Origin of the sequence: Ruminococcus sp. AF17-1AC, from assembly GCF_003461385.1 — a bacterium.
GTDB lineage: Bacteria > Bacillota > Clostridia > Oscillospirales > Ruminococcaceae > Hominimerdicola > Hominimerdicola aceti.
In genome coordinates this window covers 19,933-36,534 of record NZ_QTWZ01000017.1, presented here as the reverse complement: position 1 = coordinate 36,534, position 16,602 = coordinate 19,933, and the positions used below count along the sequence as shown (strand labels likewise).

The window sequence follows — 16,602 nt, the reverse complement described above, 5'->3', positions numbered from 1 at the left end:
ATCGAATTTACGTTCGATATAATAGATACAAGACGTTCGCAGAAAAGAGAACAAGGATTGAAAGGATTGAAGATTTATGACTTTTGGCGAATACCTGAAACAAAAACGTCTTGATAAGGAAATAACGCTGAGGGGCTTTGCGAAGCTGGTTGACATATCTCCCGTATATCTGTGCGACCTGGAAAAAGGCAGAAAAGCGGCTCCGAGTATGGAAGTCATGCAAAAAATGGTGAGTAAGCTGGCGCTGAATAAAGAGGAATCCGAAAGGTTTTACGACCTTGCCGCTCTGGAGCAGACGGCAAAAAATCCGATACCGAAAGATCTGAATGCTTTTCTGAAAGACAACCGTGTGATCGTTTCCGCTCTCAGAACTGCAAAGGATCTGGACGCTACGGACGAAGAATGGCAGGATTTTATTGATAAGCTTAGAAAAAGCAGGGAGGGAAAACCATGAACGAAATGTTCTACAGACAAAGCGCTCTTGACTGCATTGCAAACGGACTTTTGAAAAATTACCGAAACGGCATGTATCTTTACGGCGCTCCCCGATCCATACCAATAGAGGAAATCATCGAGGTTGAATACAAACTGACGATAGAATATGTAAAACTGAGAAAATCGGGAAACGTCCTCGGCCAGACTGTATTTGAAAACTGCTTTGTCCCTGTGTATGACAAAGAAAATGAGCAGTACACTATTATCGAGGTTCAGCCCGGAACGATACTCATCGACGAAGCTTTGCTTGAAGAAGAAAATATGGGCAGATACAGGTACACTCTTGCCCATGAGCTTTCACATTGGATACTGCACCATAAGATTTTTGATAATTCGCAGGAATCCGCCGCCAAGACAACGACAGAAAGCAATTCTAAAACCGAATGGCAGGCAGACGCTCTTGCTGCTTCGATACTTATGCCGAAAATGCAGATAAAAAAGGCGTTTTTTCAATGCACGGATCAAACGTTAACGCTAAAATTTTAAAAATGGCAGAGCTGTTTCAGGTGTCCGGGCAAGCAATGAAGATCTGCCTTGCTTCACACAATATGATATAACCGAATTTCGGTTATATTTTTACTCATAATGTTCTCTAAAAAGCGAACAGAAAGGACAGAAGAATGTTAGTTGATTCACAGATCCGTCAAGTCGGAAAAAGGCCGTCCATGCCGCCGCTGAGATGTCCGTTGTGCGGTGGAAAACTTGCGGATAAGCAAAACACATGGTGCAAAAACAGGATCGTAGCCACAACAGCCGAACAAGGTGATTATCTCACGAAGTGTCACAAATGCGGTAAACTGATAGGTCTGACCGCAGAGAATTGAAAATGAGAAATATAAATAAAATAAGTATATCAAATTACTCGTACAGAGCATCATCCACCCATCTGTGAATATGGGATTTGGGCTGTATATGCGTATGCAGTCTTAGTAAGAAATTACGAATGAGGTAGAAGCCTGACAGGTAGCTTTTAAAGCTATGTCAGGATTTCTGCCTCTTTTTTTGAACTCCTATTCTGCTTTAAAAGCGGAATGGGAGTTTTTTTATGCCCATTTTTAAGGCATGGCAGTGCAGCATTGCCAAATATCCGTAAGCCTTCGTTTTGATTCAAACAAGAAAATCAAAACGGAGGAATTACGATGAAAACAAAATATTTTGAATACAACAGAAACAGCGGAAGTGAGAAGTATTCCGAATTTACGGAAGCTGAGTATCTCAAAGCAAAGGAAGAAGAAAACCGTTGGTTTATCAGCTTTGGAGATAGCGTTCTTGAATGCGAGGAAAGCCAGTATTCGGATCACTTTTCCAAGAAAGATCACGGAGAATATACGCAAAAGGATAGAAACTGGAAGAAGGTCATCCCCCTCTCATTGGAGCAGTATACATACGGCGGAAATTACGAGCAGAAGATTCTCAAGGACAGTACAGTTGTTCCGCTTGAGGAGCGTATCTTAGAGCAGTTAGACTTGGAGCATGACTTGGTAAAGCTCAAAAAAGTCATGAAAAAGCTCAAGCCATACGAACGTGAAATTATTTATCAGCTTTTTTGGATGAATAAAAGTCAGAATGATCTTGCCAAGAAATATAGCGTAACCAGACAAACAATGCACGAAAAAGTACATCGTATTTTGGTGAAAGCGCTGAAAACGAAAAATAAATCCCTTACAAATCTCAATTTCGTTGCCAGTAAGTAGTGAAGGGAAAAATCAATGAAAATAATTCGGAGAATTTTCCCGACAGAAACTTGACAACAGAATATCAACTCTGCAAGTACGTTAATCACACGGTCGGTATGAAATCTCGGCAGCCAAATGAACCATGCGCGACGACCTCAAAAAGCGAGCGATAACCATGACGTTCAGACCTTTGGACAGCAACCAAAGTCGGCGATGAAACGTGTGAGGATAATGATACTTCCCAGTGAGGGCTGATATAGCGGGTGAGAGTCCCATGATGCGGTTACGCTGACCGCAGCTTGCAGAGTTCCGCCGTGACGGTCGTTGAGAACAAATATCACGGAAAATCGTCTGAAATAACGAATCAGACGAAGGCAAAACGAATTTATATGGCGGTTTGCACATTTTAGCAGACCGCCATTTACATATTGAAATAAAAAGATAAGGGGGCTGATATATGAATAACATTCATGTTGTTAAACTACCAAATAAACATAAGTGCAGCGGCTGTGTGTGGTATGACAGGAATACCGACGTACTGTTTTGTCCGTTTCATAAGTGTGTAAGATACAGAAAAGGTGAATGAAATGCTGATTAAACGTGGAGATATTTTTTACGCAGATTTGAATCCCGTGGTCGGCTCAGAGCAAGGCGGTATTCGTCCTGTGCTGGTGGTACAGAATAATGTGGGAAACAGGCACAGCCCAACGATCGTGGTTCTTCCGCTTTCGACGGCAAAAAAGCATTATCTTCCCACTCATATTCATATCCGAGGTTCAAAAACATTGCCCAAGGATTCAATCGTGCTTGCGGAACAGATACGAACGATAGACAGATACCGACTGAAAAGTTACGTGAGTTCAGTTGATTTTGAACTTATGGAAAAAGTAGAAAAAGCGATGAAAATAAGTATAGGAGTTGATTTTGATGACTAAATTTGGACAAGCAGAATACTGTGATTTTATGGCAAGAGTATTTGCGGACAAGCTTGATGAAATTCTTGATGCAGACGATAAACAGAATTTTAACAGCAAAAATACGGAAGATATATACGGTCAGTTCCCGTCTTCAAGGGACGCAGCGTGAGGAGGTATTGATATGTTAGGATTTATTATTGGATTGCTTGCAGGCGGTACAGCAGGAGTATTCGCAATGTGTCTCTGTACTGCGGCAAAGCAGGCAGATGAAAATATGTCAAATTCGGACAAGTAATTTTGTCGGGTTTGGTAATATCATTCTGAAAAGATTTGTGGTATTCTTGTTGGTTGAAAGGAGAGTGAGAAAATGCCGACAGTAACGGTGATACAGCCTACAATAGCAGAAGAACAAACAGCAAAAATCCGTTGTGCAGCATATTGCCGAGTAAGCTCAGACAGCGAAGATCAGCTCAATTCCTTTATGGCTCAGACAAGGTATTACAGTCATTTTTTTGAGGATTCGGAAACAGAGGAACTGATCGACATATATGCCGACGAAGGTATCACAGGAACCCGTGAGGACAAGCGTGACGAGTTTCAGAGACTTATGAAGGACTGCCGAAAGGGTAAAATTGACAGAATTTACACCAAGTCAATAAGCCGCTTTGCCCGAAATACAAGGGATTGTCTGAAAAACGTCAGAGAACTGAAATCGCTGGGAATTACGATATATTTTGAGAAAGAGAATATCGATACTGCCAATATGACCGATGAAATGATGATAACAATTATGGGAGGTTTGGCGCAGGAGGAATCAACTTCGATCTCAAAAAATATAAAATGGAGTTATCAGAAAAGATTTGAAAAAGGAACAATAAATGTTTTTTCTGCGCCCTTTGGTTATAAGTTAAGTAGTGGCTCGTTAATTATTGACGAAATACAAGCTCAGATAGTAAAAGAGATTTTTGAGATGTTTCTGAATGGTATTGGTTATCAGCGAATTTCAGAAATTTGTCAAAATAAGTATTCATCATATAAGGATAATTTTAGTTATTACGGCATTCGATATATTTTGTCCAATGAAAAGTATATCGGTGATTCAAAATATCAAAAAACATTTACCACGAATACACTTCCGTATAGAAAACTCCCTAATAAAGGTGAGTTAATTCAATATTATATTCAAGCCACACACAAATCGATAATATCAAAAGAAATGTTTGAAAAAGCACAAGCTCTAATAGAATGTAGAAAGCATAAGAACATATTGTCAGAATCACCGTTCAGCGGAAAAATTATATGCGCCAACTGCGGAACAAAATATAAGCGTAAATGTAGTGGTGATAAAATATACTGGGTTTGCCGCAGGCATGATAATTTAGCGCAACTATGCACAAATAAACGAATTGAGGAAAAGTTTATTAGGCAGAGTTTTATAATACTTCACAACAAACTGTTATTCAATTACAAGCAAATTCTTGTACCTCTCCAAACGTCGTTACAGGATTTAAAGCTGAAAAAATTTAGCGGAAACACCAATGTTATGGATATTCACAAAGAAATCGCAAAACTTAAGGAGCAGACCCATGTACTCGCAAGGCTGAAAACAAAAGGATTTCTGGACGAGGCTAAGTATATTGAACAGACTACGGAGCTTACAGCTAAAATCAATAAGCTGCAAGTTGAGCTGAAGAAGCTTTCACGTTCCGACGATGAGGATGAAACGCTTGAACAGATAGAAATGCTGTTCGACTTCTTTGAAAAGCGAGATAAGCCGATAACCGAGTTTGAGGAATCTACGTTTGAGAGTATCGTTGAGAAGATCGTGGTAATAGATCAGCATGAGCTGGAGTTTCACTTGATTGGCGGATTGAAGTTCAAAGAAAATATATAACAGAAAATGCCTTGCAGTAAAATTGCAGGGCATTTCTTTGTTAGTTTTGGCACTGGATTTCCGCAGAATTTTGTGGTATCCTTGTTGGTTGAAAGGAGTGATATCAATGGCAAGAAACAGAGTAATCTTGTTCGGCTACTGCATGAAAAACGGCGAAATAACGACCGAACCAAAAGAAGTTTACGCAGTTGAAGAAATTTTTAGAGAATATCTGAATGGCAGCAGTTTTCTGCAAATCGCAAAGTTGATGGAGTCTGAAAAAATCAGGTACAGCGAGGATTCCGACCGTTGGAACAAAAATATGGTCAAGCGGATAATCGAAAATGAGAAATATCTCGGAACTGACAAATATCCGCAGATAATTGATGAGGAAACCTTTAAAACTGCCAATGAAAAGCGAGTGAGAAAAGCTACTACGTTTAATTCGATATGCGATGATTTACAGGAAATCAGAAAGGTTACATACTGCCTTGAATGCGGAGAAAAGCTTTTCAGAAGAACTAACGGCAAAGGACGTGAATATTGGAACTGTGGAAATCCCGATTGCTTTAAATATGAATATCGACTGACCGACCAAATGATAATAGGAGCAGTGCTGACCGTTCTGAACACAGCTATTGCAAATCCAAGTTTGATTGAAAACAGCGGTGAAATAAGCGTGTATTCCCCTACTGTAGATGTGATTAGAAAACAAAATGAAATTAATCAGATGACAGATTCCCTTCAAATGGATTTTGACAGAGTGAAAGCTGAGATTTTCAGGCTTGCCGAGCTGAAATACGATTGCTGTACTTACAATGACAGTCCGCAGAAAACAGCGGAAATCAAGGCTCTGCTTGAAAATCACGAACAATTAAATACGCTCGATATTGGCTTATTTAAGTCCTGCGTAAACAGGATTTTGATAAGCCATTTTTGTACCATAGAGGTTGAATTAATCAACGGCACACGCATCCAAAACATATCAGAAAGGAATGAGAATTGTGTCAACCGCATCGAATGTAACGATAATTCCTGCGAAAGTTCAGACGGAAATAAACCGTGATAAATATCACCAATTGAGAGTAGCGGCATACTGCCGTGTAAGTACAGAGCAAGAGGAACAGCAAAACAGCTATCAGGTTCAGATCGCATATTACACAGACTTGATAAATCGCAAAAAAGAATGGACTCTTGCCGGAATTTTTGCCGACGAAGGTATCAGCGGTACACAGACAAAAAAGCGTACCGAATTTAATCGCATGATCCGTATGTGCAGAAACAAGAAAATCGACCTTGTAATTACCAAGTCGATATCAAGATTTGCCAGAAATACTGTGGATTGTTTGGAATATGTGCGACAGTTGAAAGACCTCGGGATCGGAGTGATTTTCGAGAAAGAGAACATCAATACGATGACAATGACTTCTGAATTTATGATAGCTCTGTACGGAAGTTTTGCTCAGGCAGAATCGGAGTCAATAAGCAAAAATGTAAGCTGGGGAAAAGAAAAAGCTTACCGTGAGGGCAAGGTACAGTTTCAGTATAAATATCTTCTCGGTTACAAAAAAGGTGCAGACGGCAAGCCTGAAATAGTTCCTGAAGAAGCGGAAACAGTTAAGCTGATTTTTAATATGTACCTTGACGGATACACGCTTTTAAATATCGCAGATACGCTTATGGCTCAGGGCAGAAGGACGGCTACAGGCAAAAATATTTGGAGTAAAGGCGAGGTTCAGCGTATTCTGAAAAATGAAAAATATGTCGGCGACGCACTTCTGCAAAAAAGTTTTACGGTGGACTGCATAACTCACAAAGTGGTGAAAAATAACGGTGAACGTCCTATGTATCTTGTGACAGACCATCATACGCCGATAGTTGACCGTGACACGTTCAACCGAGTACAGCAGGAGCTTGCAAGGCGAACTTCCAAGCGTAAAATCAGTGATAAAACCAAAACTGAGCAAGGCAAATACAGCGGAAAATATGCGTTATCCGAGCTGTTGATATGCGGTCATTGCGGAACTCCATACAGACGCAGGATATGGTCAAGAAACGGCAAAAAACAAATTGTCTGGCGATGTATCAGCCGTTTGGAACACGGCAAAAAGTACTGTCCCGATTCGCCGACGATAAAAGAAGAACAACTCCATAAGGCGATAATTCGGGCGATAAATAACTACTATTCCTGCCGAAATGATATTGTGAGGATTTTGAAAGCAAATATCGGCTCTGTGCTTGAATGTCAGGGGCAGGAGGATATTTTAGCTGCCGAAAAAAGGCTTAGGGAAATCGACCAAGCAAGAAATGATTTAGTGGACTTAATCGCTTCGGGCGGCTGCGATGAGGATAAGCTTGACAGTGAGTTTGCAAAGCTTTATGCGGAAGAACAGCAGTTGAGCGAACGGCTTGAAAATCTGAAATTGCAGAACAAAACTTCAGAAGGAACACAGGCGAAACTTGATGAAATTATGGATATGATAGAGCATGAAAAGTTTGAGTTGGAAACCTTTGATAATGTGCTGATACGCAAGTTGATAGAATGTGTAAAGGTTGTGAGTAAGACCGAAATACTGGTAATTTTCAAGGGCGGATACGAGGTCAGAACGGAAATTGAATAACGATTAAAATTTACAGCTTGCGGAGAAATCTGCAGGCTGTTTTTGTTGGGAGGTGTTACATTGGCAGGAAATTTTGAAGGAATAAAAAACCGTTCATATGGAATTGAGATAGAAATGACAGGCTTAACTCGCTGTCAGGCGGCAAAAGCAATTTCAGGTGTTCTGGGAGGAGAGGTTGTCCATGAGGGTGGCGCTTATGATAAATATACGGTTAAAGATATTAAAAGAAGGGATTGGTCTATTGTGTACGACGGAAGTATCAGCTGTTACAATGCAAACGGCGACCGAGCGTCCAAATCCTACAGTGTGGAAATGAATTCTCCTGTTCTTGAATATGAGGATATTCCGCTTTTGCAGGAGGTTGTACGAGTTCTTAGAAAAGCGGGCGGAGTAACGGGTCCGAGATATTGTGCAGGCACGCATATTCACATTTCGGCAGACGATTACACTCCGCAGCAGATACGCAATCTTGTAAATATTTTTGCAAGTAAGGAGGACTTTCTGTGGGACGCTTTGCAGGTTTCTTCTGCCCGTGAATCCTACTGTCACAAGATGGATAAGCAGTTCATCGAGGACATAAACCGAAAAAAGCCTAAAGATATGGAAGAAATAAAGAGACTTTGGTATCACGGCAGAATGAGCGAACAGTTTCAGCATTACTCAAATAGCCGATATGTTATCTGCAATCTGCACTCATTCTTTCAGCATGGTCATTACGAGATAAGGGCATACAACGGAAGTCTTCATGCAGGAGAGGTAAGAAGTCAGATAGTTCTTGCGCTTGCCATAAGCAATGCGGCAATGACTAAGAAATACTGTTCTCCGCACGTTTCGCAAAGCGATAATATGCGGTACAGCTTTCGTGTATGGCTTTTGAATCTTGGACTTATCGGAGATGAGTTCAAGAATTGCAGAACGCATTTGCTAAAACATTTGGATGGCGATATTGCATGGCGGCACCCGGAGGACGGAATAGCCGCAAGAGCAAAGCTGAAAGAAAAACGTGAAGCTGAACGGCAAGCCGTCCGTGAGCAGCGTGTCGAGCCTGTGTCGGCGGTTCGAGATGAAAACGGGATAACGCCCATCGAAAACATTGAGCCGTCAGAAAGCGAATGTGAGGAAATTATGGAGTACGAAGATGAACAAGAAGAATCGTTTGAAATGAGTATGTAACAGGAGGTCACAATGAGTAAAAAACAGCTATATATTGCATATGGAAGCAATATAAATTTGGAGCAAATGGCATATCGATGTCCTCACTCAAAGGTTATAGGAACATCAGAAATCAAGGATTTTGAATTGGAATTCAGAGGCGTTGCGACTATCGTTCCGAATAAAGGGGCAAGCGTTCCTGTTCTGATATGGGAGCTTGACGAAAGGGATTTACCAAATCTCAACAGATACGAGGGCTATCCGAGGTTTTACAGGCAGGAAAATATGTCCTTTGAATTGAATGGGAAAGTTTGTACTGGTATGGCATATCTGATAAATTATGGGGAGCTTTCTCCGCCGAGCAGCAGATATTATAACACTATTTTACAAGGGTACAAAGAAAACGGTTTGGACGAGAGTTACCTAATTACAGCTCTGGAAAATTCACTATTTATTGAACATTCAGTAAATGATGAATTTGACGAGGATTATGATCTTGACGACGATATGCAGATGAAATTTTAAGGAGAGTGGTTGAATGAAATACAATGGTTTTTATGTGAAAATATCTCCCGATACTGATCTGCATCGGGAGGATAAGGACGGTAATGATATTCGCTGTAAAGGCTTTACTATAGAAGTTTTTGCTGATGAGTCTGAAAAGCTTGAGATTGATGTTTTTTCGGCGGCGGTGGATTTTGAACTGCTGGAAGACAGTCTTGAAGAAGTGGAACAATTTGCTAAGGATTATATTGACTGTGAGGAGAAGGAATACCGTAGAATGAGTGATGAGTTCAATGAACATTGACCGGTAGAAATAATTTTTAATCGGAATGGTCATAATTTATCTCGTTTTAGATATGCATCCATTTGGTATCAGCAAGACAAGTTAGAAAGCTTGCAAATCCTTTATCTATGAGGGTTTGCGAGTTTTTTGTTTTACAATAAAAGCAGCTTCCGAACAGCCGCTGACAACTGCTCGGAAGCTAATGCTTTACCTATTATATATCGCTTATCCCTGCACTATCTTTCTTCTTGCACATGATCCTATACCCCACTCTCCCGTAAATAAAACTCAGAACCCAGCCTGCCGGCATCGACAGCCATACTGCCGATACGCCTATGACCGATACTAGAGCGTAGGTGAAAATAATTCGGAACGTGAGATTTATTATGCTTCCGGATAAAAATAGCTTCAAACACCCAAGCCCCCTTAACATTCCGTTGAAGCTTGAATTTATTCCCATTATCATGTAACAAAACGCAAGGTCTGTCATGTAGCCCATGCCTGTTTCTATGGCGGAAGCTGAGGAGCTTGACAAGTCCATAAAAAAGCCTAAGAATCGCCGCCTTAGAAGCATTATCACTGCAAATTCTATCACCGATATGCCTGCGCATAACAGCACGCTCGCCTTGTAGCCCTCTCTGATACGCTCTTTTTTGCCCGCCCCAAGATTTTGTGCTGTGTAGGTGGATACCGCATTTCCGCAAGCTATGAACGGCATTATGGCAAAGGAATCTATCTTTGAAGCCGCCGTGTACCCTGCAAGCACGTCCGAACCAAAGGGATTGACAGCAGACTGCACTATTAACATTCCCACCGACACCACTGACTGCTGTATCACCGATACTGCCGCATAGGAAGACATCTCTTTTAACACCGCCCCCGAAAAGAAGCTGAACTCTGCTCTTTCATGGTCTTTTATGTATACCTTATCAGCAAGAAGCAGAAACGATATCACTGCCGATACTCCCTGAGCAATGAAAGTCGCCCATGCCGCACCTGATACGCCCATGGAAAATCCACCTACAAACAAAAGGTCAAGCCCTATGTTCAGCAAAGAGGACATCACAAGCAGATGAAAAGGCGTCTTTGAGTTGCCAAGGGCACTAAATACCAACGCTTGCACGTTGTAAAGAAACATAAACGGCATACCTAAGGAATATATCCGCAGATAGTTTGCAGCGTCATTTATGATATTCTGCGGCGTTTTCAGAAGTCTTAAAAGCGGCATACTAAGCACCACCCCAAGAACAGCTATCAACGCTGCGACCATAAGTGAAAATATCAGCACAGTGGAAATGCCCGTCTTGACCTTTGACTTGTTCCCAGCACCGCAGTATTTCGCTATAAGCACCGATGTTCCTATGCCCGTACCAGTTGCAACGGCTATCATGACCATTGTCACTGCAAAGGAAACTCCCACCGCCGCAAGAGCTTCGTCACCATTTATCTTGCCCACTATTATGGTATCCATGGTGTTGTAAAGCTGTTGAAAAAGGTTTGCAAATATAAGAGGCTGTGCAAATCGGAATATTATTTTCTTAGGGTCGCCCTCTGTCATTATTACATTTTCCGGCTTATTCTTCAAATTCTTCACCGCCTGTGAATGTGGGTATGTATCTTTGCTGGTTTACGTCAAAAAGCCCTTTTTCCGTCAGCCCCACCTCTGGGATAGTCTGACACAGCGACACTGTAAGCACCACCGTCATACGCTGTATGTTTCCGCCTGTGAGGGCAAGGGCTTCTCTGAAAGCTTTCTGTGCCTTTATCTCGCCCGTGATGTTTTCACCGCTTAGTATGCCTGCCACAGGAAGGGTGTAAAGCCCTGCCACCTTGCCGTCAATAGCCATAGCCGCACCGCCGCCGTTCGCTTCAACAGCTTTCACAGCACAAAGCATATCCGCAGAGTCAACGCCCGATACAACGACATTATTGCTCTCCTGAGCAAAGCTTGCGGCAACAGCTCCCCTTTTAATGCCAAGACCTTTTATAAAACCACTGCCTATCTCACCACTCCTGCCGAAACGCTCCACAACGAATATGGGCAGAATATCGGCTTTTGTATCACCGCATACAATGCCGTTGCTGACTTCAAGCCTGCCTTTTACAAGCCTTGTGACTATGCCACCCTCGGGCATTTCAATTGCATTTGCAGTAACATAGCCCCTCTCAAAGCCTGCTTTTATCTCAAAAGAATGGCTGTCAAGCCCTCTGGGCAATATCACAGTGTTTTTAAACTCAGGATAACAAGTTATGTCAAACTCATGCCTGCAAAGAAACTCGCCGTTTTCAGCCACAAGCCTGCCCTGGTGATAAACCTTTTTCACTGTCATATTTTCAAGGCTATCCATAAGCAGAAAATTCGCCTTTCTTGAGGGAGCGACCGAGCCTATGATATCATCAACACCATAATGCCTTGCGACGTTGAGAGTTGCCATTTTTATCGCTGTCACAGGGGAAATACCGCATTTCACTGCAATGCGCAGAGCATTATCTATACAGCCGTTTACCTTTATATCCTCCGCAGACTTGTCATCAGTGCAGAACATTATATCGTCCGTAGGGATATGATTTTTTACTATCCCCTCGCAAAGAGTTCGGCAGTTCGGCTCTATAGTTCCCTCTCTTACCAACACCGCCATTCCGCAGGCTAGCCGCTGCTCAAGGTCGCTTATGCTTTCGCACTCATGGTCGTCACAAAGCCCGGCGCAAGCCGCCTGCTGAACGTCACGAAATCCCATTGACGGACAGTGACCGTTCACCTTTACGCCTGCCCTTTTTGCCGCACCGAGAAGCTTTATGATCTCTTCATTCCCGATCACGGCACCGCTTATCTCCCCCACAGTTTTCGCCCTGCACTCTTTGATAACATCTATGATATCATCTTGCGTTTTCAGGGTGGAAAGATACTGCGAAGAAAGCTGCAAAAAGCTTTCTACGGGCATTTCCCCAAGCATTTCGCATATAGCTTTTATGCCCTTAAGACCAAGAGTATTGGACATCTGCATAGGGTCAAAGAATACACAGCCCGTTCCGTGTGGCACTGCGCCCTCGCAGTATGCAAAAGGCGTGAGCTTTGAGGACTCTATGTGCATATGAGCGTCGATAAAAGAAGGCGCAAGATACATTCCTCTGCAATCAATAAACTCTGTTGCTCTAGGCTCAAAGTCAGGGCAAACTGCGGCGATAATTCCGTTTTTTATCCCCACCGAGCCGCTGTCTATGACACTCTCTCTGTAAACGTCAACTATCCTTGCGTTGTAAAAATAAATATCAAAAGGCAGCTTACCCTTAGCCGCCAGTATAAGTTCCTTTAGCTGCCGATCATTCATAAGCTGCCTCTTTCAGATACTATTATCAGTGTTTATATAGCGACTTGTTCAGCGCAAGATTGCAAAGCACATTGATTATACATCTTGACGCCGCAAGTGAAGTTATCTCGCTCACATCAAACGGAGGAGATACCTCCACAACGTCCATTCCACAGATACCGGGAGCTGTCACGAGCTTGAGAAGCCTTAAAAGCTCTCTCGGGAGCATACCGCCAAAATCAGGTGTGCCAGTACCCGGGCAGAAAGCAGCTTCCAGAACGTCTATATCAAGGCTCACATACACTGCCTTACAGCCTTTCCATGCGATATCAAGGGCAAGCTCTGCCACCTTGTCAATACCATACTTGTCTATATCCTCCATTGAGATCGCAGTACAGCCGCTGTCACGGGTGAATTTTGACCATGACTTGCAGCAATTTCCGCCTATGCCTATCTGCACAAGATTTTTTGCACTAAGGTTTGGCAAGTGAGTGGAATGATACCATTCTGTGCCGTGCATTTTTTCGTCCATTTGGATAGCGTCGCAATCGCTGTGGCGGTCGATATGGATAACGCCGATATTGCCGTCGATATACTTTGAAATGCCCCTGAGCGTAGGGAAAGTGGTAGAGTGGTCGCCTCCAAGAACGATAGGCGTTACTCCATGAGAGAATATATAGCCTATGCCCTTTGTTATCTGGTCGAAGGTCTTTTCGGCATTTGCAGGAAGTGTGTAAATATCTCCTGCGTCGCAAAGCTTTATGTTTTCGTATAGGTCAACGCCATAGTCAGGGTTGAAAGGGGATATCTGCGAAGAAGCGTGTCTTATTCCGGCAGGGCCAAGTCTTGTGCCTGAACGGTTTGACGCACCGCTGTCATATGGGATACCCACCACTGCAACGTCATATTCCGACACCTTATGGATATCCTCGCAGAAAGGGCTTCTGAGAAAAGTTTCGTGGCTTGTGTATGTAGGGCCGAGATTTGTTCTTGCAAAACAGCTCATGCCCTCGCTTTTAATGCTGTCCGCAGGCTCTAATCCATACTCAACGGCTCTCTTTGCCATTGTAGGAAATCTTGTGTTGCCAAATTCATCAAATCTTGCCGCCGTTTTCATGGCGTGCAGTTCATTTCTGTCTATCATGATCATTTCTCCCTGCTTTCTTTTATAAGCGGAAACTGAAGCTCCGCAATAGTTTCATCACTGTTGTCCGTAAGGGTTATGTCTATACGGTATATCATCACCCCGACGCTTCCAAGGGTGTAGCCATGCTCCTGTGCAAGGCAGCGCATTTTCATTATAAGCTCACCGAAATAGCTGTAGCAATTCCTGTGAAAAGCGCAAACGTATTTTCCTCCTGCCACTGTTGTGAAGCTTTCCTTGTCAGCCTGATCTGCCGAGCAGAACACCATAGGGCAGACCTCGGAATCCATATCGTCAGGGTCAACTGAGTTTTTTATGGTCATTGCCACCTTATCAGTGGCAAGCACAGGTGAAGTTCCGCCTATAGCCTCCTCAAGCTTCATAAACTCTATACCGGTGAGATTTGTTCTGAACTTGTTGCTCTCCCCTTTGAGAGCATATCGTTCAGGAAGCTCCTTTATAACAGGGTCGTCAAGCTTGAAGTCTGTGTTGTTAAGCTCTCTGATAAATTTAAGCTTTTCTTTCAGCACACGGCTTATTTCAAGCTTATCCGCTATCTCCTGCTGTAAAAGCTCATAACGCTGTCTGAGAACACGCTCGGACTTTTCAAGGTTTCTGTCGCTGAAATAGTCCTCTATTTCTTTCAGTGATAAGTTCAGCCTGCGAAGCTCTTTTATAGTGCCAAGCTTTTCACACTGCTGTGCCGAATAAAACCTCCGCCCTGTGAGCTTGTCAACATAGTCAGGTCTTAACAGCCCTATCTTATCGTAATATCTAAGCCGTTCTGTAGGTATGTTTCGATACTTTGCTATCTCGGTTATGCTCAGAAGCTTTTCCCCATTCGGGACAAGCTGTCCGTTTTCGTCTGTATAAAACACAGTGTATTTCATATCATCAGTCATATCTTGTCCCCCATTCCAATTATTATGGCAGCTTATTCAAGAGCCTGCTCGTCCTCTGCCCCTGTTCTTATCTTCACAACGTTTGCAACGTCATAAACAAATATCTTTCCGTCGCCTATCTTGCCCGTATAAAGCACCTTTCTGATAGTGTCGATAAGAAGTCCAAGAGGAACAGTGCTTATAACTATCTCCACCTTTATCTTAGGCAGAAGCCTTGATTCAAGCTCAGAGCCTCTGTAAAGCTCAGTGCTTCCTTTTTGTATTCCACAGCCGCTCACCTGCGTAACTGTCATACCTGTTATATCAAGCTTATCCAAAGCATTTTTCAGCATCTCGAACTTTGCGACGTTCATAAGAACGACCACCTTGTGCATCTTTCCGTCCGCCTTGTAGTCAGAAGCGTTAAGCTCTGAGGCTTCGTCTATAGCCCTCACCTTTGAAGGCTCGTCAGCGGCAGCGGTGATGAACTGAGCCGTGTTGAGAAGATCCGCATAGCTGCTTGAAAGTCCATGCTCGCACTTGTCAAGACCAACTATCTCTGTGTTCTCGCTAACTCTCAGACCCATCGTTTTCTTTATCACTGTGAACACTATCACCATAATAAGCGCTGTCCATGCCGCCACTGAAAGCACGCCTGCAAGCTGTATAAGCAGATCCTTCGGGCTGCCTGAATATATAAGACCGCTTTTCTTTGCGAAAACGCCCGTCATAAGCGTTCCCCATGCTCCGCACAGACCGTGAACGCTCACCGCACCCACAGGGTCGTCAGCCTTTAGCTTTGTTATAAGCTCAACACCAAACACCATTACAAAGCCTGCTGTTATGCCGATAAAGAATGCTCCTCCTGCTGAAACTGTATCACAGCCTGCGGTTGAAGCCACAAGTCCTGCAAGTGCTCCGTTAAGGGTCATTGTCACGTCAGGCTTGCCGTAGCGCACCCATGTGATGAACATTGCAGCTATTGCGCAAGCCGCCGCAGATATGTTTGTGTTAAAGAAGATATCCCCAAGCTTTGCCGCCGCATTGTCGCCCTGAGCGGTGAGAAGCGAGCCACCGTTAAATCCGAACCAGCCTATCCACAAAATGAATATGCCCAAAGCTCCGATAGTGAGATTATGTCCCGGTATGGCTCTCGCCTTGCCGTTTTTATCAAACTTGCCTATCCTTGCTCCCACAAGCAGCGCACCTATAAGTGCGGTTGTTCCGCCAACAACGTGAACGGCAGTTCCGCCTGCGAAATCGTGGAAGCCTATACTTTTGAGCCAGCCCGCACTGTTCCATATCCAGTGACCTGTTATAGGATAAACTATTCCGCTCATAACAGCCGAATATGTAAGATAAGCCTTGAACTTTGTTCTGCCTGCCATTGCTCCTGAAACTATAGTCGTGGCAGTTGAACAAAAGACAGTTGCGAACATAAGGAACACTCGCTTAGGCAGATCGCCTGCGGCTGCAAACTTTCCTGCTGCGAACAGGCTTGGCGTTCCGATAAATCCTCCTATGGAGTCGCCATACAAAAAGCTGAAGCCGATAACCCAGAAAAGAACAGAGCCTATGCAGTAATCCATAAGGTTTTTCATTATTATGTTGCCTGCATTTTTTGCTCTGGTGAAGCCTGTTTCCAGCATTGCAAAGCCTGCCTGCATAAAGAATATCAAAGCTGTGCAGAGAAGAACCCACACGGTATCCAGAGATGAATACATTATCGCACTTCCTTTTTCATATTA

Annotated in this window: 19 protein-coding genes; 13 read left to right on the top strand and 6 right to left on the bottom strand. The window is 43.2% G+C overall.

Going from position 1 to position 16,602, the window contains the following annotated elements:
- The first annotated feature begins 76 nt into the window (after positions 1–76).
- The 4 genes from DWW81_RS10660 to DWW81_RS10645 all read left to right on the top strand — a co-directional run bounded on the left by DWW81_RS10660 (position 77) and on the right by DWW81_RS10645 (position 2,189).
- Positions 77–454, top strand: coding sequence for a helix-turn-helix transcriptional regulator (locus DWW81_RS10660; RefSeq protein WP_117864176.1), 378 nt, complete (start codon positions 77–79; stop codon positions 452–454).
- Positions 451–981: an ImmA/IrrE family metallo-endopeptidase gene (locus tag DWW81_RS10655; protein ID WP_117897722.1), complete on the top strand. Its 531-nt coding sequence runs from the start codon at positions 451–453 to the stop codon at positions 979–981. The genes DWW81_RS10660 and DWW81_RS10655 overlap by 4 nt, the downstream gene beginning before the upstream one ends.
- Positions 982–1,115: 134 nt before the next feature.
- Entirely contained in the window at positions 1,116–1,319 is a 204-nt protein-coding gene (locus tag DWW81_RS10650; RefSeq protein WP_117864172.1) for a Mut7-C RNAse domain-containing protein, read from the top strand.
- A 315-nt stretch (positions 1,320–1,634) separates the two neighbouring features.
- Entirely contained in the window at positions 1,635–2,189 is a 555-nt protein-coding gene (locus DWW81_RS10645; RefSeq protein WP_117897721.1) for a hypothetical protein, read from the top strand.
- A gap of 164 nt (positions 2,190–2,353) precedes the next feature.
- Here the strand turns inward: DWW81_RS10645 and DWW81_RS13290 are convergent, their stop codons facing one another.
- Positions 2,354–2,512 (bottom strand): hypothetical protein, encoded by a 159-nt coding sequence (locus DWW81_RS13290; protein ID WP_181979935.1) that lies wholly within the window; start codon positions 2,510–2,512, stop codon positions 2,354–2,356.
- Between the two features lie 246 nt (positions 2,513–2,758).
- On the opposite strand from DWW81_RS13290, the gene DWW81_RS10640 reads away from it, so the two are divergent.
- The 9 genes from DWW81_RS10640 (at position 2,759) to DWW81_RS10605 (ending at position 9,542) form a co-directional block, all read left to right on the top strand.
- Positions 2,759–3,106, top strand: coding sequence for a type II toxin-antitoxin system PemK/MazF family toxin (locus DWW81_RS10640; RefSeq protein WP_117897720.1), 348 nt, complete (start codon positions 2,759–2,761; stop codon positions 3,104–3,106).
- Positions 3,099–3,257: a hypothetical protein gene (locus tag DWW81_RS13285; protein ID WP_181982725.1), complete on the top strand. Its 159-nt coding sequence runs from the start codon at positions 3,099–3,101 to the stop codon at positions 3,255–3,257. Before DWW81_RS10640 ends, DWW81_RS13285 begins: the two co-directional genes overlap by 8 nt.
- A 12-nt stretch (positions 3,258–3,269) precedes the next feature.
- Positions 3,270–3,383, top strand: coding sequence for a DUF3789 domain-containing protein (locus DWW81_RS10635; RefSeq protein ID WP_117897719.1), 114 nt, complete (start codon positions 3,270–3,272; stop codon positions 3,381–3,383).
- Between the two features lie 87 nt (positions 3,384–3,470).
- Positions 3,471–4,982, top strand: a complete 1,512-nt coding sequence (locus DWW81_RS10630) for a recombinase family protein (protein WP_181982724.1) — start codon at positions 3,471–3,473, stop codon at positions 4,980–4,982.
- A gap of 106 nt (positions 4,983–5,088) precedes the next feature.
- On the top strand, positions 5,089–6,027 hold the full coding sequence (locus DWW81_RS10625; RefSeq protein ID WP_117897717.1) for a recombinase family protein: 939 nt from the start codon (positions 5,089–5,091) through the stop codon (positions 6,025–6,027).
- The gene (locus tag DWW81_RS10620) at positions 5,966–7,582 is read left to right on the top strand and encodes a recombinase family protein (RefSeq protein WP_242989612.1); all 1,617 of its coding nucleotides are present in this window, start codon (positions 5,966–5,968) and stop codon (positions 7,580–7,582) included. Before DWW81_RS10625 ends, DWW81_RS10620 begins: the two co-directional genes overlap by 62 nt.
- 60 nt (positions 7,583–7,642) lie before the next feature.
- A complete protein-coding gene (locus DWW81_RS10615) occupies positions 7,643–8,755 on the top strand; it encodes an amidoligase family protein (RefSeq protein ID WP_117897715.1) in 1,113 nt (370 codons plus the stop codon).
- A 12-nt stretch (positions 8,756–8,767) separates the two neighbouring features.
- Positions 8,768–9,259 carry a gamma-glutamylcyclotransferase family protein gene (locus tag DWW81_RS10610; RefSeq protein ID WP_117897714.1) on the top strand — a complete coding sequence of 164 codons (492 nt, stop codon included), beginning with the start codon at positions 8,768–8,770 and terminating at the stop codon, positions 9,257–9,259.
- A 13-nt stretch (positions 9,260–9,272) separates the two neighbouring features.
- The gene (locus tag DWW81_RS10605) at positions 9,273–9,542 is read left to right on the top strand and encodes a hypothetical protein (RefSeq protein WP_117877033.1); all 270 of its coding nucleotides are present in this window, start codon (positions 9,273–9,275) and stop codon (positions 9,540–9,542) included.
- Positions 9,543–9,735: 193 nt separating this feature from the next.
- Here DWW81_RS10605 and DWW81_RS10600 read toward each other — a convergent pair whose 3' ends face one another.
- Genes DWW81_RS10600 through DWW81_RS10580 form a run of 5 tightly spaced genes read right to left on the bottom strand, consistent with a single transcriptional unit; the run spans position 9,736 to position 16,578 of the window.
- Positions 9,736–11,106 carry an MATE family efflux transporter gene (locus DWW81_RS10600; RefSeq protein WP_117897713.1) on the bottom strand — a complete coding sequence of 457 codons (1,371 nt, stop codon included), beginning with the start codon at positions 11,104–11,106 and terminating at the stop codon, positions 9,736–9,738.
- On the bottom strand, positions 11,096–12,850 hold the full coding sequence (locus DWW81_RS10595) for an adenine deaminase C-terminal domain-containing protein (RefSeq protein ID WP_117897712.1): 1,755 nt from the start codon (positions 12,848–12,850) through the stop codon (positions 11,096–11,098). The genes DWW81_RS10600 and DWW81_RS10595 overlap by 11 nt, the downstream gene beginning before the upstream one ends.
- 25 nt (positions 12,851–12,875) lie before the next feature.
- Positions 12,876–13,973 carry an agmatinase gene (gene speB / locus DWW81_RS10590; RefSeq protein ID WP_181982723.1) on the bottom strand — a complete coding sequence of 366 codons (1,098 nt, stop codon included), beginning with the start codon at positions 13,971–13,973 and terminating at the stop codon, positions 12,876–12,878.
- 2 nt (positions 13,974–13,975) lie between these two features.
- On the bottom strand, positions 13,976–14,875 hold the full coding sequence (locus DWW81_RS10585) for a MerR family transcriptional regulator (RefSeq protein ID WP_038672593.1): 900 nt from the start codon (positions 14,873–14,875) through the stop codon (positions 13,976–13,978).
- A 32-nt stretch (positions 14,876–14,907) separates the two neighbouring features.
- On the bottom strand, positions 14,908–16,578 hold the full coding sequence (locus tag DWW81_RS10580) for an ammonium transporter (RefSeq protein ID WP_046441119.1): 1,671 nt from the start codon (positions 16,576–16,578) through the stop codon (positions 14,908–14,910).
- Positions 16,579–16,602: the final 24 nt, after the last annotated feature.